Origin of the sequence: Actinoplanes sp. M2I2, assembly GCF_023544445.1 — a bacterium.
Taxonomy (GTDB): Bacteria; Actinomycetota; Actinomycetes; order Mycobacteriales; family Micromonosporaceae; genus Actinoplanes.
In genome coordinates this window covers 96,096-118,084 of the sequence record NZ_JALPVJ010000017.1, presented here as the reverse complement: position 1 = coordinate 118,084, position 21,989 = coordinate 96,096, and the positions used below count along the sequence as shown (strand labels likewise).

Annotated in this window: 25 protein-coding genes; 12 read left to right on the top strand and 13 right to left on the bottom strand. The window is 71.4% G+C overall.

What is annotated here, in order from left to right:
- Positions 1–13: 13 nt before the first annotated feature.
- The 3 genes from HJC40_RS31620 to HJC40_RS31610 all read right to left on the bottom strand — a co-directional run bounded on the left by HJC40_RS31620 (position 14) and on the right by HJC40_RS31610 (position 1,794).
- Complete coding sequence (locus HJC40_RS31620) at positions 14–385, bottom strand: hypothetical protein (protein WP_250006733.1); 372 nt, start codon at positions 383–385, stop codon at positions 14–16.
- Positions 386–483: 98 nt separating this feature from the next.
- The gene (locus HJC40_RS31615) at positions 484–1,248 is read right to left on the bottom strand and encodes a hypothetical protein (protein WP_250006732.1); all 765 of its coding nucleotides are present in this window, start codon (positions 1,246–1,248) and stop codon (positions 484–486) included.
- 42 nt (positions 1,249–1,290) lie between these two features.
- Positions 1,291–1,794: a DUF1990 family protein gene (locus tag HJC40_RS31610; protein WP_250006731.1), complete on the bottom strand. Its 504-nt coding sequence runs from the start codon at positions 1,792–1,794 to the stop codon at positions 1,291–1,293.
- A 249-nt stretch (positions 1,795–2,043) separates the two neighbouring features.
- Between HJC40_RS31610 and HJC40_RS31605 the strand changes: the two genes are divergently transcribed.
- Together HJC40_RS31605 and HJC40_RS31600 are read left to right on the top strand one after the other, a co-directional pair.
- Positions 2,044–2,550, top strand: a complete 507-nt coding sequence (locus tag HJC40_RS31605; protein ID WP_250006730.1) for a hypothetical protein — start codon at positions 2,044–2,046, stop codon at positions 2,548–2,550.
- A gap of 89 nt (positions 2,551–2,639) precedes the next feature.
- The gene (locus HJC40_RS31600; RefSeq protein WP_250006728.1) at positions 2,640–3,506 is read left to right on the top strand and encodes an N-acetyltransferase; all 867 of its coding nucleotides are present in this window, start codon (positions 2,640–2,642) and stop codon (positions 3,504–3,506) included.
- 48 nt (positions 3,507–3,554) lie between these two features.
- Here the strand turns inward: HJC40_RS31600 and HJC40_RS31595 are convergent, their stop codons facing one another.
- The 3 genes from HJC40_RS31595 to HJC40_RS31585 form a co-directional block, all read right to left on the bottom strand.
- A complete protein-coding gene (locus tag HJC40_RS31595; protein WP_250006727.1) occupies positions 3,555–4,358 on the bottom strand; it encodes a permease prefix domain 1-containing protein in 804 nt (267 codons plus the stop codon).
- Positions 4,355–4,687, bottom strand: a complete 333-nt coding sequence (locus HJC40_RS31590) for a PadR family transcriptional regulator (RefSeq protein WP_250006725.1) — start codon at positions 4,685–4,687, stop codon at positions 4,355–4,357. Before HJC40_RS31590 ends, HJC40_RS31595 begins: the two co-directional genes overlap by 4 nt.
- Before the next feature lie 107 nt (positions 4,688–4,794).
- Entirely contained in the window at positions 4,795–6,177 is a 1,383-nt protein-coding gene (locus HJC40_RS31585) for a S28 family serine protease (RefSeq protein ID WP_250006723.1), read from the bottom strand.
- Between the two features lie 86 nt (positions 6,178–6,263).
- Here HJC40_RS31585 and HJC40_RS31580 point away from each other — a divergent pair, with 86 nt between their 5' ends.
- The gene (locus HJC40_RS31580) at positions 6,264–6,677 is read left to right on the top strand and encodes a TIGR03618 family F420-dependent PPOX class oxidoreductase (protein ID WP_250006721.1); all 414 of its coding nucleotides are present in this window, start codon (positions 6,264–6,266) and stop codon (positions 6,675–6,677) included.
- Here HJC40_RS31580 and HJC40_RS31575 read toward each other — a convergent pair.
- Positions 6,674–7,894 carry an RNA polymerase sigma factor gene (locus HJC40_RS31575; RefSeq protein ID WP_250006719.1) on the bottom strand — a complete coding sequence of 407 codons (1,221 nt, stop codon included), beginning with the start codon at positions 7,892–7,894 and terminating at the stop codon, positions 6,674–6,676. The genes HJC40_RS31580 and HJC40_RS31575 overlap by 4 nt on opposite strands.
- Positions 7,891–8,223, bottom strand: coding sequence for a YciI family protein (locus HJC40_RS31570; RefSeq protein WP_250006718.1), 333 nt, complete (start codon positions 8,221–8,223; stop codon positions 7,891–7,893). Before HJC40_RS31570 ends, HJC40_RS31575 begins: the two co-directional genes overlap by 4 nt.
- A 203-nt stretch (positions 8,224–8,426) precedes the next feature.
- On the opposite strand from HJC40_RS31570, the gene HJC40_RS31565 reads away from it, so the two are divergent.
- On the top strand, positions 8,427–8,636 hold the full coding sequence (locus HJC40_RS31565) for a dodecin (RefSeq protein WP_250006716.1): 210 nt from the start codon (positions 8,427–8,429) through the stop codon (positions 8,634–8,636).
- A 10-nt stretch (positions 8,637–8,646) separates the two neighbouring features.
- Here the strand turns inward: HJC40_RS31565 and yidC are convergent, their stop codons facing one another.
- Positions 8,647–9,450 (bottom strand): membrane protein insertase YidC, encoded by an 804-nt coding sequence (yidC, locus tag HJC40_RS31560; RefSeq protein WP_250006714.1) that lies wholly within the window; start codon positions 9,448–9,450, stop codon positions 8,647–8,649.
- A 94-nt stretch (positions 9,451–9,544) separates the two neighbouring features.
- The gene (locus HJC40_RS31555; RefSeq protein WP_250006712.1) at positions 9,545–9,823 is read right to left on the bottom strand and encodes a DUF6412 domain-containing protein; all 279 of its coding nucleotides are present in this window, start codon (positions 9,821–9,823) and stop codon (positions 9,545–9,547) included.
- A 72-nt stretch (positions 9,824–9,895) separates the two neighbouring features.
- On the opposite strand from HJC40_RS31555, the gene HJC40_RS31550 reads away from it, so the two are divergent.
- A complete protein-coding gene (locus HJC40_RS31550) occupies positions 9,896–11,068 on the top strand; it encodes an endonuclease (protein WP_250006710.1) in 1,173 nt (390 codons plus the stop codon).
- Positions 11,069–11,178: 110 nt separating this feature from the next.
- Positions 11,179–12,375 (top strand): epoxide hydrolase family protein, encoded by a 1,197-nt coding sequence (locus HJC40_RS31545; RefSeq protein WP_250006709.1) that lies wholly within the window; start codon positions 11,179–11,181, stop codon positions 12,373–12,375.
- Here the strand turns inward: HJC40_RS31545 and HJC40_RS31540 are convergent.
- Positions 12,340–13,374, bottom strand: coding sequence for a chemotaxis protein CheB (locus HJC40_RS31540; protein WP_250006707.1), 1,035 nt, complete (start codon positions 13,372–13,374; stop codon positions 12,340–12,342). The two genes, HJC40_RS31545 and HJC40_RS31540, sit on opposite strands and share 36 nt — an antisense overlap.
- A gap of 16 nt (positions 13,375–13,390) precedes the next feature.
- Here HJC40_RS31540 and HJC40_RS31535 point away from each other — a divergent pair, with 16 nt between their 5' ends.
- The 3 genes from HJC40_RS31535 to HJC40_RS31525 are packed head-to-tail and all read left to right on the top strand — an operon-like array spanning position 13,391 to position 16,053.
- Complete coding sequence (locus tag HJC40_RS31535) at positions 13,391–14,449, top strand: radical SAM protein (RefSeq protein ID WP_250006705.1); 1,059 nt, start codon at positions 13,391–13,393, stop codon at positions 14,447–14,449.
- Positions 14,450–14,476: 27 nt separating this feature from the next.
- The gene (locus HJC40_RS31530; protein WP_250006703.1) at positions 14,477–14,887 is read left to right on the top strand and encodes a hypothetical protein; all 411 of its coding nucleotides are present in this window, start codon (positions 14,477–14,479) and stop codon (positions 14,885–14,887) included.
- A complete protein-coding gene (locus HJC40_RS31525) occupies positions 14,884–16,053 on the top strand; it encodes a zinc-dependent alcohol dehydrogenase (RefSeq protein ID WP_250006701.1) in 1,170 nt (389 codons plus the stop codon). Before HJC40_RS31530 ends, HJC40_RS31525 begins: the two co-directional genes overlap by 4 nt.
- Here the strand turns inward: HJC40_RS31525 and HJC40_RS31520 are convergent.
- Positions 16,007–16,546, bottom strand: coding sequence for a hypothetical protein (locus HJC40_RS31520; protein ID WP_250006699.1), 540 nt, complete (start codon positions 16,544–16,546; stop codon positions 16,007–16,009). The genes HJC40_RS31525 and HJC40_RS31520 overlap by 47 nt on opposite strands.
- A gap of 47 nt (positions 16,547–16,593) precedes the next feature.
- A complete protein-coding gene (locus HJC40_RS31515) occupies positions 16,594–17,475 on the bottom strand; it encodes a LysR family transcriptional regulator (protein ID WP_250006697.1) in 882 nt (293 codons plus the stop codon).
- Between the two features lie 89 nt (positions 17,476–17,564).
- Between HJC40_RS31515 and HJC40_RS31510 the strand changes: the two genes are divergently transcribed.
- From HJC40_RS31510 to HJC40_RS31500, 3 genes are all read left to right on the top strand, one after another.
- The gene (locus HJC40_RS31510; protein ID WP_250006695.1) at positions 17,565–18,863 is read left to right on the top strand and encodes an MFS transporter; all 1,299 of its coding nucleotides are present in this window, start codon (positions 17,565–17,567) and stop codon (positions 18,861–18,863) included.
- Positions 18,856–20,310 carry an amidohydrolase family protein gene (locus HJC40_RS31505; protein WP_308200965.1) on the top strand — a complete coding sequence of 485 codons (1,455 nt, stop codon included), beginning with the start codon at positions 18,856–18,858 and terminating at the stop codon, positions 20,308–20,310. Before HJC40_RS31510 ends, HJC40_RS31505 begins: the two co-directional genes overlap by 8 nt.
- A gap of 96 nt (positions 20,311–20,406) precedes the next feature.
- On the top strand, positions 20,407–21,945 hold the full coding sequence (locus HJC40_RS31500; protein WP_250006693.1) for a beta-N-acetylhexosaminidase: 1,539 nt from the start codon (positions 20,407–20,409) through the stop codon (positions 21,943–21,945).
- Positions 21,946–21,989 lie beyond the last annotated feature (44 nt).

Sequence of the window (21,989 nt, the reverse complement as noted above, 5' to 3'; positions counted from 1 at the left end):
GGACGGGAACGGCTCAGTAGTCCCGGATCGAGATCCAGTCGTACCGGCAGCCGGACGTCAGCTTGGCCTTGTAGGTGCCGTACAAGCCGTTGATCACCCGGTCGACGTCCTTGGTCTGACCCTTGCCGGTGCCGCTGGCGATGGTCTTACCGGTCGTGGTGTCCCACACCTTGTACGGAGACCCCTTGCACAGCGAGGCCGTGATGCGGATGTCGTGCGCCTTGTTCGGCTTGATCGAGGCCGTCGTGCACTTCTTGACCTTCAGCGACCAGTCTCTGAGCTCACACTGCACCGACGCCGCGAGCGCGGGCGACTGCACGACCGCGACACCACCGGCCGCCATCACCGCAACAACCGCCGCGGCGGCCTTCTTGGACAGTCTCATATTTCCCCCGTTGGATCCGGACCATGACCGCGGGAGTGTAACGAAGATCAATGTCTGGGTGGGGGCAGCTCTACCTACCTCCGGATGGCTTGCCCGGATCAAGCGTCGTCCGGGTCGGGCCGGACGCTGTGGTCGATCCGTTCGGAGGAGACGTGCACCTCGAGCTGAGCCAGCGTCGCCGGCGACAGACCGGTCACGTCGACGAGGACGTCGGTGTTCGTCGTGCGGGCGAGATGCACCGCGGTCTCCGCCACCAGGGACGCCCACAGGCCGGTGTCGCGCGGTTCGGAGGTCTGCAGCAGACCGGTCACCGCGTCGTCGAGGTACTTCAACTCGAGGCTGAGCCCGGTGGACGCGTCCGCCGCGGTGTCCTGCCCGCGCACCCAGACGATGCTGCCGTGCCCGGAATCGACCGGTGGCCACGCCGCGGGCCGGGGCGCCGCCGGCTCGCGCGGACCGGCGTCGATCATCGGAGGCGAGGGCCGGGTGCTGCCCGCGAGTTGAAGCCGGGTCTCGTTCTCGACGATGGCGGGCAGCGCGTTCAGGCCGTGCGCGACGTAGTAACCGTCGGGCCCGCCCTCCAGCGCCCGGGTGATCGGCCCCGGATAGTCGATGCCCCGGCCCTGGTCGTTGAACTCCGTCAACAGGATGCGGGCGTCCGGGAACAGCTCGCGCAACGACCCGAGCGTCCGGGCGCTGACCACCGTCGTCAGCACGATGGTGGCCGTGGTCGGGGCCGCCTTGATGTCCAGCACGATGTAACCGTCACCGAGCATCTGGCTCAGGTCGGCCCGGGCCTGCGCCGACAACGGCATCGTGGTCGCTACGACGACAGCGCCGGCCGCCCGCTCCTGCCCATCCATACGCCGCACCGTAGCGACACCGCACACTTCACCCGGCCGTCGTCAGGCCGCCGACCCGTTCATCGACCGCAGATAGCGGCGCCGGTAGACACGCTGGGCGACCAGCAGGGCCGGAAAGGCCCAGCCCCACTTTCCGGCGGCCGGTCGGGTCAATGATCGGATGGTCAGCCAGACCAGCCCGTCCGCCGAGCGGTGGGCGATGAACGCCTCCTCACCGCTGACCGGATGCCCGGCCAGAGTCCCGTAGGAGAACCCCCGCCTCGCCGGCTGATCGACCACGGCGATCACCCGGATCGGTTCCGTCACGGTCACCGGGCCCACCCGGGCGGTCAGCCGGTAGTCGTCGCCGCCGACCGGCAGCACCGTGAAACCGCTGCGGGTCTTCACCTGCCAGTCGAGGACGCCGGCCGAGACCGCCTCCCAGTCCGGCGTCCCGCGCCCGACGCGGACCGTCCGCTCGTACCGCCGGTAGCCGGCGGGCCGCTCGGCCCAGGCCTCCTGGTCGGGTCGCGTCGCGCCGACCACGTCATAGCTCAGCTCCGGCATCACTCCATGATCGCGCCGGTCGGCGCCTTCGTCCGGCGACACCGCTCACAACGCACGATCCTGCCATTGCGGGATGTCCCGGCGATGTGCGGAACCCGCGTCCGCCCCGGCAACGAAAGCCAGTGGGACGCGCTGCGGTCGGCCCGTAGCCGTCCGGGCTCTCGTGCGAGCTGCTCGATCGCCCATCGGGTCGTGCGGGCCGCCTTCCTGGCTGATGGCTTCTCGCGTACGGAAGGCGATCATGGAGCAGTGATCCGAGGCCGGCGGGGCAAGAAGGCGAAGCCGTCGCGTAAGCGGCGCGGACGTGCGCCGGGACCCTCCGGCGTACCCCTGACGGCCGGCCCGGCCTGGCGCGTGACGGCCGGCTTGTACTGGTGGGTCACCTTCACGGTGGTCGCCGGGCTGGCCTTGTGCTTCGCAGCCTCCCTCATCGTGCGTGACGAGGTGGCCCTGGACCTCCATCATCGCGTCGCGCTCGCCCGGGTGACCGACACCCACGCGGGTAAAGGCCCGGGCACAGCGAGGGTGGTTTTCACCGAGGACGGCAGCGTCCATGAGGCCGTCGTTCAGCAGCCCCTTCTCGGCTCGGGCCTCGAGGTCGACGACCAGCTCCGGGTGGAGTACCTCCCGTCGCGTCCGGCCGTGGCCCGCCGAGCCGGCGCTCATGACTTCCTGAGCTTCGCCGCCGTGATCGGCACCGTCGTCGTCCCGCCGCTCGTGGTGCCGTTGCTGCGAAGAAGGAGCCGCAGGCGTTGATCTCCGGCCCGCTCGGGGCAGCAACGGCCGGCGGTCGGCGCCGCGTAATACGAGTGCGAGGCGAGCAGGCCTTGGGGTTGGATCGGCCCATGCATATCGAGCGGACGACGCCGGATCCTGCCGCCCTCGACGCGGTTCTGTCCGACCTGGCGTCCTGGCAGCAGGACGGCGGGCCGGTCCAGCTGCATCCGGGCGACCTCGGGTGGCACATGCGCTTCGGGCCGGACGCGGTGGCCGGGGCCCTCCGGATCTGGACCGTCGGGGGGACCGCGGTGGCGATCGGCTTTCTCGACGAGAAGTCGCTGATCCGGATGTGTGTCACGCCGTCGGCCAATCAGGATGAGGAACTGGCCGAAGCACTCGTGCGTGACCTCGAAGATCCGGACAGCGGCGTCCTGACCGGCGACAGGGTTGTCGTGGAGGCCCGTTCCGGCGCGGCCCTCCGCTCACTGCTCCACCGGCGGGGCTGGGTCGACGACGACCCGTGGACGCCGCTGGTCCGCGATCTGCGCGACCCCGTCGAGGTCACCGACCTGCGCGTGGAGATCGCCGGACCCGAGCTGATCGCCGACCGGGTCGCCGTGCAGCGTGCGGCCTTCGACAACTCGACCTTCAGCGCCGACCGGTGGACCGTGATGTCGCAGTCGGCGGCCTACCGGCACGCCCGCTGCCTGGTCGGCTACGACAGTCAGGACAACGCCGTGGCGGCGGCCACCGTCTGGTCGGCCGGTGCGGGCCGCCCCGGGCTTCTGGAGCCCATGGGCGTTCACCGCGACCATCGCGGTCACGGCCACGGCACCGCGATCACTCTCGCCGCGGCCGCAGGCCTGCGGGACCTGGGTGCTTCCAGCGCCACCGTCGCCACCCCGTCGTCGAACGAGGGCGCCGTCGCCACCTACGCTTCGGCCGGTTTCCGGCCTCTGCCCGCGGTCACCGATTTCGCCCTCACCCGCTGACTCCCGGTCCAAGACGCCCGGCGCCGCCGAACCGGGCGGCGGCCGGGATCACCCGCGGTCGCCGGAACGTTCCGGCGATGCGGACGAGCGGACGTGGCGCAACGCCGCGATGGCGATCGCCGTCGCGAACAGTCCGGCCGTGAGGTAGCTCAACGTCCAGTGCTGGGCCTGCCAGAACAGTCCGGCGACGCCATAGCTGAGCAGGACCGGCGCGGCGAGACCGAACGGAAGCGCCAGAGCGAGACCGAGCATGGCCGGCTCGGGCGCCCATGCTCTCGTACCGAGAACGGTGACGCGGCGAAGGAGCAGCCATCCCGCCAGGAGAAGCACGCCACCCACCGCCAGCCACGGGTAAGCGTCACGATCCCCGCCTTCCAGGACGAGGTTGAGGGTGCCGCGATACCGGGTCAAGCAGTCGCTCGTCGCATTCGACGGCACCCACGGGCGCCCGCACATGCCGGCCTGCGTGCCGAACCGGTCGGTGGCGATCAGCAACCAGGTCCACGGCCACCCGAGCAGCCAGGTCATCACCCCGCTGCCACCCCACCAGAGCAGCAGAACCCCGGCGGCGAGCCACGTGCCGCTGAGCAGACGGCGCAGCGTCGTCCGGATGCTGCGTGCCGCAGCCGGAACGTGCCGTACGACGCCGGTCACCGTGCCGAATCGGTCGAGGGCCTCCCGCTCGGCCGCCTCGGCGTCGAGGCCACGGGCGCGCCCTTCTTCCACGGCGTCCAGCAGGTGGCTCTCCGTCTCGGACAGCAGGCGGCGGCCGGCGGCTCCGGTGCCGGCGAGGCGGTCGAACATCTCGTCGAGATACTGCTCCACCGACCCGTGGCCGGTCGCGGTCGTCACGCCATCCCCTGCAGCGTGGCCGACCCGATGACAGCCTGCACACCGCGGACCAGGCCGCGCCACTCACGCTGCTTGGCGGTGCGGGCGACCCGGCCGTCGGGCGTCAGCTCGTAGACCCGGCGCCGTCGAGGCGTCGCCTGTTCCCACCGGCTGACCACCAGACCGGCGCGCTCCAGCTTGTGCAGAGCGGGATAGACGGTGCCCTCCGGTATGTCGAAGACGCCTTGGGACCGCTCACGCAGGGCGGCGATCACGGCATATCCATGTACCGGTCCAGCGTCGGCCAGAACAGCGAGCAACAGCAGATCGAGATGACCCCGAATATCCATGCCTAGGAAACCTAGGCATAGGCTACCTAGGTGTCAAGGCACGGTGGCGGGCGGACCCAGTTCGAGGCCGCCAACGAGAAATGCCTCCAGCCGGGGCCTGAGGCGTGTCAGGGGCGGCGCCGGGGCTCGAGCATGTCGTCGAAGGGCAGCGGCGTGACGGAACGCTCGGCCCGGGTGGTGGGCTGGACCCCGGCCCAGCGGCGCAGAGTGGCGGTGGCGGCCGCGGCATCGGTCGCCGTCAGACGAGAGATGTTGGCGCCGTGGTTGGCCCCCGGCGCCACGTACAACGCCGAGTCGCGGCGGCTGGGACTGAAGCGTTCGGCGCCCCACGGGTCGTTCTGGCCGTAGACGAACATCATGCGCTGCGACTGCGTGCGGACCCACAGGTCGATGTCGATCATCGGCAGCGGGTTGTGCGGGCGGCGCAGGCCGGCCGGCAGCGACGAGTTGGCCGTGTAGAGGCCGGGGTGACGCCGCAGACCGCGCAGGTGCTCGAAGCGCAGGGACGGCCAGCCGAGCTGGGTGGCCGCCTGGTAGTAGTACGGCCAGTAGAACTCGAGCCCCTGATCGGTGTAGAACGACCAGCTCGCGACCCCGTCGATCCACGCGTAGAGCTGCTCGTCGGTGGCGCCGGCGGACGGCACGGAGGCGCAGTCGGCGGTCGAGCTGTACTGCCAGAACGCCCACACCGTGTCGAGCACGGTCATCTCGAAGGACCGGTCGGCGGTGCCGATCGTGCCGGCGAACGTCCAGCCGTTGGTGGCGGCGTCCGCGGCCAGGCGGGGCACCAGGCGGTCGCGACGCTTCAGCGCCTCTTCCTGTACGCCGTCGAGCGCGTCGCGGCAGGCGGCGTCGCCCACGGTGTCGAAGAAGCGGTCGTACGCGCCGTCCAGGTCGTTGAGCGCGTCGTTCGGGGCGACGTAGGCCACGACGCCGTCGATGTCGCCGGGATAGAAGCGGCGGTGGTAGACCGAGGTCATGCCGCCCTTGCTCGCGCCGGTCTGGATCCACTTGGTGGCGTAGATCGACTTGAGCGCCCGCACGATCCGGTGCTCGTCGCTCGCCTCCTGCCAGATGGTCAGGTCGGACCAGTCGGCCGGGCTGGGCCGCGACGGCGTGAAGAAGCGGTGTTCGACCGAGACCTGGTTGGCGTCGAGCAACGCCGTCGGCTCGGTGCGCCCGGGCCGCGGCGCGGCGGGCAGCCCGTACCCTCCGGTGGCCAGCACGACCGGCGCGTCGAGCGACCGGTGCAGCAGGGTGAGCCGCTGCTCGTACGTGCCCCGGCCCGGATGCCGGTGGTCGACCGGCTGGCGGTAGGTGAGCACGAAGAACCGGTAGCCGGCCGGCTCGCTCTGCGAGACGACGGTGAGGCCGGGGATCGCGGTCAGGCGCTCCAGCAGGTCGTCGGCCGCGGCGGCGGGCGAGGCCACCAGCAGACCGGGCAGGAGCAGGGCCACCACGGAACCGAGTACCGCCAGCAGTCGACGCATTGACGCATGCTAATCGATATCGGCGCCCTCGGGGTTGCTCCGGGCGTGGTTTCCGCCGGCCCGCCGGTGATCCGTAGGCTGACCGCATGTCTACAACTCCCCTGCCTCAGCCCGTCGTCGAGATGCTGCGCCGGCCCAACCCCGCGGTCATGGCCACGGTCGCCGCCGACGGCCGCCCGGTCACCGTGGCCACCTGGTATCTGCTCGAGGACGACGGCCGCATCCTGCTGGGCCTGGACGCCACGCGGGCCCGGATCAAGCACATGGAGAACGACCCGCGGATCTCGCTGACCGTGCTGGCCGCGGACGACTGGTACACCCACGTGAGCCTGCAGGGCCGCGTCGTCTCGATCACGCCCGACGAGGGCCTGCGCGACATCGACCGGCTGTCGCGCCACTACGGCGGCGAGCCCTACGCCAACCGCGAGAGCCCCCGGGTCAGCGCCCAGGTCGAGATCACCCACTGGCACGTCTGGGGCGCCCTGCGCAACCAGGGTTAGACGCGGCCCAGCTGGTCACGCCGGCGGGTGAGGTACGCCGTCTCGGCCGTGTTGCCGGCCAGCGCGATGGCCCGGTCGTACGCCGCCCGCGACTGCTCGCTGCGGCCGAGCCGGCGCAGCAGTTCGGCCCGGGTGGCGTGGAAGGCGTGGTATCCCTCCAGCGGCAGACCGTCGATCTGGGCCAGCGCGACCGCCGGGCCGTCGAGCTCGGCGACCGCGACGGCCCGGTTGAGCCGCACGATCGGTGACGGGTCGAGCCGGACCAGCTGGTCGTAGAGCGCGAGCACCTGCGACCAGTCGGTGTCGCGCACGTCGGGGGCGTCGGTGTGCACGGCGTTGACCGCGGCCAGGATCTGGAAACGGCCGGGCGCCCGGCCGGAGGCCAGACGCTCCCGGACCAGCGCGTGTCCCTCGGCGATCAGCTTCCGGTCCCAGGCGCCGCGGTCCTGCTCGCCCAGCGCGACGAGTTCGCCGCCGGCCGACACCCGCGCGGCCCGGCGGGCCTCGGTCAGGAGCATGAGGGCCAGCAGCCCGGCGACCTCGCCGTCGGCCGGCATCAGCTCGCGGACCAGCCGGGTCAGCCGGATCGCCTCGGCGGTCAGGTCGGCGCGGACGGCCTCCTGGGCCGGGTCCGAGGACAGGTACCCCTCGTTGAAGATCAGGAACAGGACGGCCAGCACGCCGGTGACCCGGGCCGGCAGATCGTCGCGCGAGGGCACCCGGTACGGGATCCGCGCCGCCTTGATCTTCTCCTTGGCCCGGGTGATCCGCCGCCCCATGGCCGCCTCCTGCACCAGGAACGCGCGGGCGATCTCGGGCACGGTGAGCCCGCCGACCAGGCGCAGCGTCAGCGCGACCCGCGTCTCGACGGCCAGAGCGGGATGGCAGCACGTGAAGACCAGGCGCAGGCGGTCGTCGTCGATGGCGCCGAGCGGCTCGGTGGGTTCGGACAGCATCAGTGCCTCCCGGTGCTTCTCGTCGCGCCGGGTCTCGCGCCGCACCCGGTCGATGCCCCGGCGGTGGGCGGTGGTGGTGAGCCAGCCGCCCGGATTCGGCGGCACCCCGTCGACCGGCCACCGTTCGACGGCGGTCGCGAACGCCTCGGCCGCCATCTCCTCGGCGAGGTCGAGATCACCGAACCGCCGGGTCAGGGTGGCGACCACCCGGGCCCATTCCTCGCGGTGGACCCGGGTGATCACCTCGCCGACGCCGGTCATCCTTCGAGGAGGGGCCGGACCTCGACCCGGCGGTTGCAGCTCTTCGAGGCTCCGGCGGCGAGCCGGAGCGCCACGTCGAGGTCGGGGATCTCGAGCACCCAGAAGCCGGCCATGAACTCCTTGGACTCCAGGTAGGGCCCGTCGGTGAACACCGGCTCCCCCGCCCGCCCGTCGACGACCGTGGCCGTACTCGGCGCGGCCAGGCCGCCGGCGAAGATCCAGTGACCGTCGGCCTGAAGCTGCTTGTTGAAGGCCCGGATGGCGACCATCTCGTCCTCGGTGCCGGAGTCGGCCGTGTCGTCGAGCACGGAAAACAGATACTGGGCCATCGGGATCGCTCTCCTGTCGTCGTGCGGCCGCACCCTCGGGCGGCCTCTCACCGGTTCCACGAACGCCGCCACCGGGATCCGACACGTCCCCCGGACTTTTCTCGACGAGGATAGGCGCGGGTCCTGGAGCGCGGCGCCGGAAGCTCCCGCTCACGCCGTGGGTCTGGTTGAGTGAGCGGGAGATCTGCAGCGAGGAGGCTGACATGAGCAACCACGTCTATCGGCTCAGCGAGGTGGTCGGCAGCAGTCCGGCCAGCATCGACGACGCCATCCGCACGGCCGTCGCCAAGGCTTCCCAGACCGTACGCAACATCGAGTGGTTCGAGGCGCAGGAGATCCGCGGCCAGGTGGTCGACGGCGAGGTCGCGCATTTCCAGGTGCGGCTCAAGATCGGCTTCCGGGTCGAGGACTGACGCCCGCGGGTCAGCCGGCCGGCGCCGGCGCGGACTCGATCGGCGGGTGCCGGCGGATCAACCAGGCCTGCTGCGCCAGCGCGAAGACGTTCTGCGTGGTCCAGTACAGGACGACCCCGATCGGGAAGAGGATGCCCGAGACGAGCAGCGAGAGCGGCAGGCCATAGGTCATCAGGCGCCGGATCAGCAGCTGGGCCGGGTCGTCGGCCGCGCCGCTGCCGGCCATCGACAGCCGGGTGGTGAGGAACGTGGTGGTGACCATGGCGGCGATCAGCACGCCGGCCACCAGCACCGACGCGCCCCCGCTGCTGACGCTGGAGGCGAGCGGCGCCCCCAGCAGCAGCGCGTGCGAGGCGTCGTGGAACTGCGCGGCCGTCCAGCCGTACAGCGTCTGCGTGCCCGGGTCGGTGATCGTCGGGCGCAGGTGGCGCAGCACGTGGAAGAGCCCGAGAAACACCGGGGCCTGCAGCAGCAGGGGCAGCAGACTCGCGTACGGGCTGACCCGCTCCCGGGTGTAGAGCTGCGAGACAGCGGCGCCCAGGGCCGGCCGGTCGCCCCGGTGTTTCTGCTGCAGCGCCCGGATCTCCGGCTGCAGGCGTTGCATCGCCCGCTGCGAGCGGAACTGCCGCACGTACAACGGCAGAAGGACACCCCGGACGGTCAGCACGAGGAAGACGATGCCCAGCACCCACGACCAGTCGGTGCTCAGCACGTCCGCGTCGCCGGCCAGGGCGTCCCAGACGGAGTGCCAGAAGAGGAGAAGGGCGGAGATCCCCGAATAGACCAGGGACATGAGCTCACTGAAGACGGACACGACGGAACCCCTCGCGGTGATGAGGATGGCTGGCGGACAGGCGTCACCAGCGGCCGCGTCGTGCTCCCGGCGCCTCGAGGAGGCGTCGGTGATCTCAGGCGGCCGCCAGGGGCCGCGCGGTGGGTCCTCTCGGGCGTGTCCGGCCCGGGGCGTCGGGGTCGCGATGACGGGGCACGCCGGCCCGCTCGGAACGGGCGCGCAGCGCGACGGGCGAAACCGGCTCGGCGGAGCCACCGCGGAACAGCAGCATCAGCCCCGCGGCCAGCGCGGCGAGCAGCAGCAGCCCGGCCAGCGCGGACGGACCGGTCAGCCCGGACGGACCGGCCTCGGTCAGCACGCCGACCAGGCACCAGATCGCGTCCAGCCACGTCATGGCCTGCAAGGTACACCCGTATGACAAGGCCGATATGCCCCCGATTCACCCGCGCCTTCCTATGCTGAGCGCATGTATCGACGCGCAGGGATGCTCACCGCCTCGGCCGCCCTCGCCCTGCTCGCCCTGACGATCACATGGGTACGGGCGCCGGCCGGGCTGGCCGCGGCCACGCTCACCGTGGCCCAGGCGATCAGCGGTCAGAGCGGCACGGGCACGGTCCGCGGCTACGTCGTGGGCGAGCCGACCGCCACGTCGACGGTCCGGTTCCGCGACTTCGTGGGCGACACCGCGATCGCGATCGCCGACAGCAGCGCCGAGACGAGCACCGCTCGCATGCTCTACGTGCAGGTGACCAGCCCGTACCGGTCGTCGTTCGGCCTGCGCGCCAATCCCGGCCGGCTGGGCGATCCGGTCACCGTCACCGGGACGCTGACCGCGTACTTCACCCATCCCGGCCTCAAGTCGCCGACCGCGATGACCGCCGGCGCGGGCACGCCGGCCCCGACGACTCCGGGCCCGACGACTCCGGGCCCGACGACACCACCGCCCTCTTCCGACGCCTACTACGCCGCGGCGGCCGGCAAATCGGGTGACGCCCTCAAGGACGCGTTGCACGGGATCGTCTCGCGGGGCGTGACCACCCTGTCGTACGACGCGGTCTGGAACGCCTTGAAAGCCACCGACCAGGACCCGGCGAACGCGGGCAACGTGATCCTGCTGTACTCGGGCGTGAGCCGGTCCAAATCGCTCAACGGCGGCGCCGGCGGCAACTGGAACCGCGAACACGTCTGGGCCAAGTCGCACGGCGACTTCGGCACCAGTGCCGGGCCCGGCACCGACCTGCACCACCTGCGCCCCGAGGACGTCGGCGTCAATTCGCTGCGCGACAACAAGGACTTCGACAACGGCGGCTCGGCCGTGCCGAGCGCCCCCGGCAACTTCACCGACGGCGACTCGTGGGAGCCCCGCACCGCGGTCAAGGGCGACGTGGCCCGCATGATCTTCTACATGGCCGTGCGCTATGAGGGCGGCGACGCCTGGCCCGACCTGGAGGTGGACAACACCACCGGCAGCGGCACCGCTCCCCGCCTCGGCCGGGTGTCGGCCCTGCTGCAGTGGAACGCCCAGGACCCGCCGGACGCCTTCGAGCGCAACCGCAACCAGGTCATCTACGCCGCCTACCAGCACAACCGGAACCCGTTCATCGACCACCCGGAATGGGCGGCCTCGGTCTTCGGCTGACCGCCCCACCCGGCGGCCGGAAACTCATCCGGGCGGGATGAGGCGCGGGCCTCGTCGCGGGCGGACCATCACCGCGTCCGCATGTCCCGTCCGCCCCGCTTGGGGGAAACATGTCCGATGACAACCAGATCCGTCCCTTCCGGCTCGACACGCCGGAGGAACAGCTCGACGACCTGCACCGCCGCGTGTCGGCCACCCGCTGGCCCGGCCGGGAGCTGGTCGCCGACCGCTCCCAAGGGGTGCAGCTGGCCACGGTTCAGGAGCTGGCCCGCTACTGGACGAGCGACCACGACTGGCGGGCGTTCGAGGCCCGGCTGAACGCGCTGCCCCAGTTCATGATCGAAATCGACGGCGTCGACATCCACTACCTGCACGTCCGCTCGCCGCACGAGAACGCCCTGCCGCTGATCATGACGCACGGCTGGCCCGGCTCGGTGGTCGAGCTGCTCGGCACGGTCGGCCCGCTCACCGACCCGACGGCGTACGGCGGCCGGGCCGAGGACGCCTTCCACCTGGTCCTGCCGTCCCTGCCCGGCTACGGCTTCTCCGGTACGCCGGCCGAGCTCGGCTGGGAGAACGGGCGCATCGCCCAGGCCTGGGCCGGGCTGATGAACCGCCTGGGCTACAGCCACTACGTCGCGCAGGGCGGCGACGTCGGGGCCGCCGTCACCGACGCGATGGGCCGGCTCGCGCCCGACGGTCTGCTCGGCATCCACGTCAACCTGCTGGCCGGCGCGATCGGGCTCAAGGATCACCTGCCGGCCGGGACCGAGCAGGAACGCGCGGCGCACGACAAGTTGAACGCGTTCACGACCGACGGCTTCGGCTACTTTCTCGAGCAGTCGACCCGTCCCCAGACGATCGGCTACTCCCTGCTGGACTCCCCCGTCGGCCTGGCCGCCTGGATGCTCGACCACGACACCGACAGCTACCACAAGATGTCGCGGGCGTTCGTCGACAAGGAACCGACCGGCGGGCTGACCCGCGACAGCATCGTCGACAACATCACCCTGTACTGGCTGACCGGAACCGGGGCCTCGGCGGCCCGGTGGTACTGGGAGTTCGGCCGTTTCCTGGCCGCGGCCGGCGCCTCCGGACAGGCGCCTCCCCCGGTGCGGGTCCCGGTCGCCTTCACGACGTTCCCCGGCGAGATCTGGGCTGCGCCGCGCAGCTGGGCCGAGTACGTCTACCCCGGCCTGGCCTCCTTCACCGAGGCCGGCCGGGGCGGCCACTTCGCCGCCTGGGAAGAGCCGGAGCTGTTCGCGGCCGAGCTACGCGCTGCCTTCGGCCCGCTGCGGAACGGGTAGGGAGATCTCGGTGTCGAGCACGATCTCCGGGAAGTGTTTGCGGATCGTCTCGGCGGCCTGGCGGATCTCGGTCGCGGCGGCCCGCTGGTGGCGTTCCACCATCCCGGCGCGGCCGTCGGCCAGCAGGTCGTAGACGCGGGCCTGCTCGTCGAGGATGCTCACCGCCGTCCACATCGCTTCCTCGATCTTGTCCTGCTGGGCGGCGACCAGGCTCTGCGGCGACCAGATGTGGCCGCTGTGGCAGGTGTAGTGGACGACGCCGGCGGATTCGACGATGTTCATCCCGCCGGTGCAGTCCGGGCAGCTCATCGCGGCCGGACGTCCGGGCTGATCGGAGGGGGCGGTGCCGGCGCGGTTCTCAGCCATGTCGGTTTCCTTGACCAGGTCGGCGTCCGGGCTGAACGTCGAGGATTCGACTCTCTCGGACAGCAGCGCCTGGATGCCGAACGCGATCTCCTTGCCCGGCAACATCTCGGCGTGCGGGACGACGGCCAGACCGGCCTGCGGCATGCTCGGGTACAGGGCGTCGTCGGGGTCCTGCACGACGCAGGCGCCCCCGGCGGCGTGGATGGCGGCGAGGCCCACCGCCCCGTCGTCCAGGCTGCCGGAGAGCAGCACCGCGACCGTGCGGGAGCCCCCCCAGCGGGCGGCGCTGCGGAACAGCGCGTCGATCGAGGGGCGGGCCCGGTTCTGCTTGGGCGCGACGCTGAGCAGCATCTTGCGTTCGCGTACGAGCAGATGCCGGCCGGCCACGGCGACGTAGACCCGGCCCGGCTCGAGCGGCGCGTCGTGGGTGGCCGCGACCACCGGCAGGGGCCCGCAGCGGTCGAGCACGCGGACCAGGCCGGTGGAATCGTCGGCCGACGAGTGCACGACCACGAGGACGGCCGCGGGCAGGTCGGCCGGGAGGCTCCCGAGGACGTGCGGAAGCACCTCGAGCGATCCGGCCGAGCCACCGATCACTACGAGATCACGCTGATGTTCGCTGTGGGCCGGCACAGATGGAGTATCCCCGATGACCGCTCAGCTAAACGACCCGTTTCCGCCGCGTCGCACCGGGAACGCGCGATCGATGGTGACCCTGACCGACGATCCGCCCCTGCCCCGCCACCTGCAGCTCGAGATCACCTCGGCCTGCAACCTGCGCTGCACGATGTGCCTGGTCAGCTATCGGGCGCCGGTGAACAAGCTGGCCGGCGCGATGCGGCCGGAGCTGTTCCACCGGCTGCTGGCCGACGTGCCGGTCCGCCGGCTGACGCTGCAGGGGCTGGGCGAGCCGCTGCTCTCGCCGTACCTGATGGAGATGGTCGGCGCCGCGGTCGCCGGGGACATCCGGGTCGGCTTCAACACCAACGCGACGCTGCTCAACGAGCGGCGGGCCGATGAGCTGGTGGCCGGTGGCGTCGACTGGCTGCACGTGTCGCTCGACGGCGCGCGCCCCGGGGTGTACGAGTCGATCCGCGCGGGCGCCACCTTCCAGACCGTCGTGGACAATCTGGCCGGTCTGGTGCGGGCCAAGCAGCGGGCCGGCAGCTCCACCCCGTGGATCCGGGTGGTGTTCGTGGCCATGCGCGACAACGTCGGCGAGCTGCCGGAGCTGGTGCGGCTGCTCAGCGGCATCGGCATCGACGAGGTGCGCGTGCAGAACCTGTCGCACGACTTCGGCGACGCGACCGGCGAGTACGACGGGATCCGCGCGTTCACCGCCAACCAGGCGCTGTGGACGGGCGCCGACGTGGACCGGGCCCGGACGGCGTTCACCGAGGCCGCGCGGGTCGCCGGGCGCCTCGGGTTCCGGCTGCGGCTGCCCGCGCTGCCCGGCGACGAGAACGCCGGCCACGGTGGCGGGAACTGCACCTGGCCGTGGGAGGCCGCGTACATCACCAGCACCGGGGTCGTCCAGCCGTGCTGCATGGTGATGGGCGACGACCGGATCACGCTGGGCACCCTGGAGGAGCAGTCGTTCCCGCAGATCTGGCACGGCGCGCCCTACCGCGAGTTCCGGCGCCGGCTCGACAGCACCGACCCGCCGGACGTGTGCCGCGGATGCTCGCTCTACCGGCGGACGTTTTAAAGCCGGCCAGTCCGGTACTCGCTGCCGATGAGACGAATCCCCCGTACCGTCCTGGCCGGAGCCGCCGTCGCCGGTGGCGTCGCGGCCGCCGGGTTCGCCGTCCGGCGACGTGCGAGCACGACCGGCGGCGACCCGCGCTGGCACTCGGTGACCGTGTTCCGCCCGCTCGACGACGTCGGCGCGAACCTGCCCGAGAAGCTGCGCGCCCTCGAGGTCCAGCTGCACCCGGCGCCGGGTGACCGCGGCACCGAGGTGCGGGCCCGGTCGGCCGGCGGCGAGGTGCCCGACGGTGAGGTGCAACGCGTCCTGCGCGAGAGCCGGTCCCTGCTCGAGGTGGGTGACGTGCTGCAGCCCGGCGGTCCGACCACGACACCCACACCACTGAACAAGCCGCTGCGGGCGATCACGCGGCGGACCCGTACGGGAGGCCTGTCGTGAAAGCTCTGCAGTGGCGTGGCGTCAACAAGCTGGCCGTCGGTGAGGTGCCCGACCCCGAGATCCGCAATCGGGGCGACATCATCGTGAAGGTCAAGCAGACCGTGACCTGCGGCTCGGACCTGCACCTGCTCGGCGGCTACATCCCGTTCATGGAGAAGGGCGACGTGCTCGGGCACGAGTTCGTCGGCGAGGTGGTCGAGACCGGCGCGGACGTGCAGCGGCACCGGATCGGCGACCGGGTGGTGGTGTCGTCGTTCATCGCCTGCGGCAAGTGCTGGTTCTGCTCGCAGAAGGAGTACTCGCTCTGCGACAACGGCAACACCAACCCGGCGATCACCGAGACGCTGTGGGGTCAGGCGCCGGGCGGCTGCTTCGGCTACTCGCACGCGATGGGCGGCAACCCCGGCAGTCACGCCGAGTACATCCGGGTGCCGTTCGCCGACGTGGGCGCCTTCACCGTGCCCGACGAGGTCACCGACCAGCGGGCGCTGTTCGCCTCCGACTCGGCGTCGACCGGCTGGATGGGCGCCGACCTGGGCGGAGTGCAGCCGGGCGACGTGGTGGCGGTCTGGGGCGCGGGCGCGGTCGGGCAGATGGCGGCGCGCGCGGCGATGCTGCTGGGCGCCGACCGGGTCATGGTCATCGACCGGTACGACAACCGGCTGCACCAGGTGGAGAAGCACGTCGGCGCCGAGACGATCAACTACGAGCAGACGAACGTGGCCCTCGAGCTGCGCGACCGCACCGGCGGCCGGGGCCCCGACGTGTGCATCGAGGCGGTCGGGATGGAGGCTCACACCCCCGGCCCACAGCAGGCGTACGACCAGGTCAAACAACAGCTCCGGCTGCAGACCGACCGCCCCTCGGCCGTCCGGGAGGCCGTCCACGCCTGCCGCAAGGGCGGATCGGTCTTCGTGCTGGGCGTCTTCGCGGGGTTCGTCGACAAGTTCCCGCTCGGCGCCCTGATGAACAAGGGCCTGACCGTACGCGGGGCGCAGATGCACGGGCAGCGCTACATCCCGATGCTGCTGGAGCGGATGGCCAAGGGCGAGCTGACCACCGAGCATCTCGCCACCCACGTGATGCCGCTGGACGAGGCGCCCGAGGGATACCGGATCTTCAAGGAGAAGGAGGACGGCTGCGTGCGGTCGGTGTTCCTGCCCTGACCGGCTCGTAGCTCAGATCCATCGTGTCGGTGTGCCCCGGCCAGGTGAGCGTCAGGCGCCAGCAGCCCGGCCGGGGCAGATCGACGATCGACGGTCCCGGGCCACCGGCGACCGTCCGCTGCTCGGTCTGCTCCGAGCCGTCCAGCCGCGCGGTGATGACGAGGTCCCCACTGCGGTCGAGCAGCTCGCGCGACACCCACAGGATCTTGTTGTTGCGCCCCTCGGCCGGCGGGGCACTCAACGGGAAGCCGAAGACGACGGCCAGGATGTCGCCCCTGGCCCCGTAGACGTGCTGGACGCCCGCGCCGTCGCCGCTGAATCCGGCCCGGGCCCATTCGGGCAGCGCGTCGGTGCGTACCGGGGAGCCGCAGGGAGCGGCCGAGGGCGGGGGCTGCGTCCGTACGGCCGGCGACGTCGGCGCGGGCACCGGCCCGCTTGCATCGCTGCAGCCCGCCAGCAGCAACACGGCGCTGAGCCCGATGAGCTTTCTCATGTCTGACAGACACCGCCGAGAGGACCGCGGTTCCCTGATGGCGAACGCTACCGGGTGGCCGTGGCGAGTGCGGCCAGGCGGGAGGCGGCCGCGCTCGGCGTGCGGCCGCGGTAGGTGGCGACGCTGACCACGGTCTCGAGCGTGGCGTCCTCGATGGGGATCCAGTGCAGACCGATGACGCGCTCGACGGAGTACCGGGGCAGGATGCCCACGCCCAGTCCGTTGCGGACCAGGGCCGCCGCGTCGTTGACGTCCGACGTCTCGATCTGGATGTCCCGCCAGAGGCCGCGGCGCCGGAACTCGCCGTCGACCAGGGTCCGGGTCGCGAATCCGGTGCGGTATTCGACGAAGCGCTCGAGGACGATGTCGGCGAACCGTACCCGGGCCCGACCGGCCAGCGGGTGGCCCGCCGGGACGACCAGCCCCATGGGCGAGCGGGCCAGCACGGTGACGCTCAGGTCGGGGTGATCCTCCGGTTCGGCGCTGAGGAAGGCCAGATCGAGATCCCCGCCGCGGAGGCCCTCGGCCAGCCCGGCAGTGCCGGTCGCGGCCGGCGACAGGTGCATGGTGACGCCGGGGTGGTCGGCGTAGAACCGGCCGAGCAGGCACGGGACGTCGAACAGGGTCACGTTGGTCATGTAGCCGATGCGCAGCGACCCGGAGAGGCCGGCGGTCACCGCGTCCACGGTCTCCCGGGCGTCCTGGAAGGCGTCCAGGATCGCCGTCGCCTTCGGCAGCAGGGCTTGGCCCGCGGCAGTGAGCCGCACCCGCCGGGTCGTCCGATCGAACAGGCGCTCGTCCAGGTCCGACTCGAGCGCGGCGACCGTGGCGGAGACGGCGGACTGCACCAGATGCAACTCCGTGGCGGCGCGGGTGAAAGTGCCGGCCCGGGCCACCGCGACGAAGACCTCCAGGTGGCGCTTGTCCATGGTTTGCACCGTCATTCATCACCATCGCCGATCAATGCCATCGGATCATATCGTGGCGGGCGATCAGTGAGCGCGGGATCGTCGTACCCATGGCAACTGCACACGCACCGGCGAAGAGCCGGGGCGTCCCCCACCGAGCCGGGTTCTGGATCGCCGCGGCCGCGTTCCTCGTCGTCATGGCCTACAACACCGTGCCGACGCCGCTCTGGCCGCTGTACCAGCAACGCGACGGCTTCTCGACCTTCGCCATCACGGTCGCGTTCGCGGCGTACGCCGTCGGCGTGGTGATCAGCCTCTTCCTCGCCGGACACCTCGGCGACACCCACGGACGACGACGCATCCTGCTGATCGCCATCTCGCTCGAGATCGCCTCGGCCGGCGTCTTCCTGCTGTGGTCCGACCTGCCCGGCCTGATCCTGGCCCGGGTCGTCGCCGGCCTCGGCGTCGGCATCCTGACCGCCACGATCACCGCGCACATCTTCGACCTGCACCTGGCCGCCCGGCCCGGCACCGACCTCACCCGGGGCCAGGTGGTGGCGACCGCGGCCAACCTGGGCGGATTCGGTGTCGGCGCTCTGGCCTCTGGAGCACTTGCTCAGTGGGTCGCCGGGCCGCTCGTGGTTCCGTACGTCGTCTTCCTCGTCCTTCTCGTCCTCGCCCTGGCCGGGGTGGCTCTCGTACCGGAGACCGCGAACGCTCCGGACGTCCGCCCGCCCTACCGCCCCCAGCGGGTCCGCGTCCCGGACAGCGCGCGGGGAACCTTCTTCCTGGCCGGCGGCATCGCCTTCGCCGCCTTCGCCGTTCTCGGCCTGCTGACCTCGCTGGTGCCGGGCTTCGTGTCCGGGCAGTTGAACATCACGTCACGGTTCACGGCCGGTCTGGTGGTCTTCGCGGCGTTCGCCGCCGCCGTGCTCGCCCAGATCGCCGTCCGCTCGCTCAGCCTGCGGGCCCAGATCGCTGTCGGAACCGCCCTGCTGGTCCTGGGCATCGTCGTGGTGACGGTGGTCGTGGTGCAGGTCGGCGCCCTTGGGTGGTTCTTCGCCGGTGCGGTCCTGACCGGCGCCGGCGGCGGCCCGCTGTTCAAGGCGTCCCTGGCCGTGGCCGGTTCCCTGGCCGACGCCACCCATCGCGGCGAGGTTCTCGCCGGCATCTTCCTGACCGGCTATGTCGGGCTGACCGTGCCGGTGGTCGGCATCGGCGTCGCCACGCTCACGGTCCCGCTCACCACGGCGCTCATCGGTTTCACCGTCGTCACGGTCGCGATCGCCCTGAGCACCGCGATCCCGCTGCTGACCCGTCTGCCGGGCGCATCGCGGGCGGCCGGGCCTCGCCCGACGCACCGTGCTCACGCTGTAACTTCATCATCACAGGAGGATTCTCGTGTCTGACAGCACTCTTCCCTCGGCCAGCACTGTTCCCTCGGCCGGCACTGTTCCCTCGGCGCCTTCGGGCCGTCGCTACGTCATTCGAGGCGGCACGGTCGTGTCCATGGACCCCGCCGTGGGTGACTTCGAGAGTGCTGACGTCCTTGTCGAAGGTACGAAGATCGTGGCGATCGGCCCCGGGCTGGACGCCGGCGACGCGGAGGTGATCGACGCCCGCGGGCGGATCGTCGTGCCGGGTTTCGTCGACACGCACCACCACCTGTTCGAAACCGCGTTGCGCTCGTTCCTGCCCGACGCGCTGCTGTTCAACGACGGATCCGGTACGCCGGCCGCCGATCCCTCGTACGTCGAGTACGTCCTGCAGAAGTTCGCGCCCGCCTACCGCCCGCAGGACGTCTACATCAACTCGTTGTTCGGTGGGCTGTCCCAGCTCGACGCCGGTGTCACCACGGTTCTCGACATCTCGCAGATCCACCATTCGCCCGAGCACACCGACGCGGCCGTGCAAGCCCTCGTCGACACCGGGCGTCGCGCGGCGTTCGGCTACTTCGAGGGTGACGGCCGCACCGGAGCGGCCTATCCGGAGGACGCGTACCGGGTCCGGAAGCAGTGGTTCTCCTCGGACGACCAGTTGGTCACGATGGTCATGGGCGGTGAGGTCTATCTCGGCGACGACGTGCTCACCCGGTCCTGGACCATCGCCCGCGAGCTCGGCCTGCCCATCGCGGCCCACGCGGTCGGCAGCTTCGGGCAGAGCCCGATCATCGACGCGCTCGCGCGGGGCGAGGGCGGGGCGAACAAGGACCTCGGACTGGGCCCGGACGTCCTGCTGATCCACATGACCGGGATGAGCGACCTCGCCTGGAAGGCCGCCCGGGACGCCGGGACGAAGGTCTCCGTGGCCGTGCCCGTCGAGATGGTCATGCGGCACGGCACACCGCCGCTGCTCAAGATGCAGGAAATGGGCCTGGAGCCGTCGTTGAGCTCGGATGTCGAGACCACGATGGCCGCCGATCCGTTCACGCTCATGCGGAGCGCCCTGACCATGCAGCGGATGCTCGTCAACCAGGCCGTTCTCGACCAGGGTGGTCCCCAGCCGGGCACGCCGGCGCTGCTGCGCACCCGCGACGCGCTCCGGTTCGCCACCGCCAACGGCGCCGACCACCTGGGCCTCGGCCGGCGGACCGGCTCCCTGACGGTGGGCAAGGAAGCCGACATCGTCCTGCTCGACGCCACCGCGCTCAACGTCGCGCCGGTCAACAACGCGGTCGGCGCCGTCGTGTCGCTGATGGACCGGAGCAACGTGGAAACCGTCATCGTGGCCGGCCAGATCCGCAAGTGGAAGGGGCAGCTGCTCGGCGCCGACCTGAACCGGCTCGGCCGCGAACTCGAGGAGTCCCGCGAGTATCTCTTCCGGACCACAGGCGTACGCCGGAATCTGCTCGCCTAGTTTTCGCGAACCCTGCGCCGGGCCGGACTCGGTATCGGCCCGGCGCAATGGGAAACACTCTTCACAGATCGAACACTGCCTATGTACGGTCGAGGCATGCGCATTCCCCTCACCGCCCTGCTCGCCGCTGCGCTGCCGCTGACCGTCGCCTCGTCGGCCGCACCGGCCCGCTCGGCCCCGACGCCGGCCGCCCCGGCCCTGGACAGCGTGATCCCGGCGCCGGTCCAGGTCCGCCCGCACGGCCCGGCCTTCCGGCTCACCGCCCGCACGGTGATCGAGGCGCCGCACTCGGCCCGAGCCGTCGCCGACCGCCTGGCCGAAGCGCTGAGAACCACGACGGGTTACCGGCTGCCGGTCGTCGGCCACGCCCCGGCCCGCACCCCGGCCATCACCCTGGAAACGGGCGCCCGGCTCGGCGCCGAGGCCTACGAGCTGAGCGCCGGCCGGTCCGGTGTCACGATCCGGTCGGGCGACAACGCCGGGCTGTTCAACGGCGTACAGACGCTGCGCCAGCTGGTGCCGTTGCGGGCGCCCTTCGTCGTCGCCGGCGGCGAGATCACCGACCGGCCGCGCTTCGCCTACCGCGGCGCGATGCTCGACCTGGCCCGCCACTTCCACACCCCGGCCGAGGTCAAGCGCTACATCGACGAGATCAGCCAGTTCAAGGTCAACCACCTGCACCTGCACCTCTCCGACGACCAGGGCTGGCGCATCCAGATCGACTCGTGGCCCCGGCTGACCACCGTCGGCGGCGCGCCCGGCACCGGGGTCGACGGCGAGAGCGGCGGCTACCTGACCAAGGCCGGCTACCGCGACCTGGTGCGCTACGCCGCCGCGCGGCACGTGACGATCGTGCCCGAGATCGACCTGCCCGGTCACGTCAACGCCGCGCAGGTCGCCTACCCCGAGCTGACCTGCGACGGGGTCGCGCCGCCACCCCGCACGGACACGGAGGTGGGCTACAGCTCGCTGTGCATCGGCAAGGAGGTCACGTACCGGTTCGTCGAGGACGTCATCCGCGAGCTGGCTGCGATGACGCCCGGCCCGCTGATCCACATCGGCGGCGACGAGGCCCACGCCACCACCGAGGCCGACTACGTCGCCTTCCAGCAGCGGGTGCTTCCGCTCGTCGCCAAGTACGGCAAGAAGGCGTACGGGTGGAACGAGATCACCCAGGCGCCGGCCAGTCACACCGCCGTGGCGCAGAACTGGAGCGACAAGACGTCGAACCCGGCCCTGGCCGCCGCCGTCGCGGCCGGCACCAAGGTGGTCATGTCGCCCTCGAACCTGACCTATCTCGACATGAAGTACGACCCGTCGACCCGGCTGGGGCTGACCTGGGCGGGCTACATCGAGGTCCGCAAGGCGTACGACTGGGATCCCGGCACCCATGTCACCGGTGTCCCCGAGAGCGCTGTGCTGGGCATCGAGGCTCCCCTGTGGTCGGAGACGTTGCGCAATCTCGACGACATCGAGTTCATGGCGTTCCCGCGCCTGGCCGCCCTGGCCGAGCTCGGCTGGTCCCCGGCGCGCGACTGGGAGTCGTTCCGGGCCAGGCTCGGCGCCTACGGCCCGCGCTGGACCGCCCGCGGCGTCGACTTCTACCCCTCCCCCCAGATCGACTGGGCCGGCTGAGGCTTCCGCGGTGTCACGCCGGGCCGGGGGCTGACCCCGGCCCG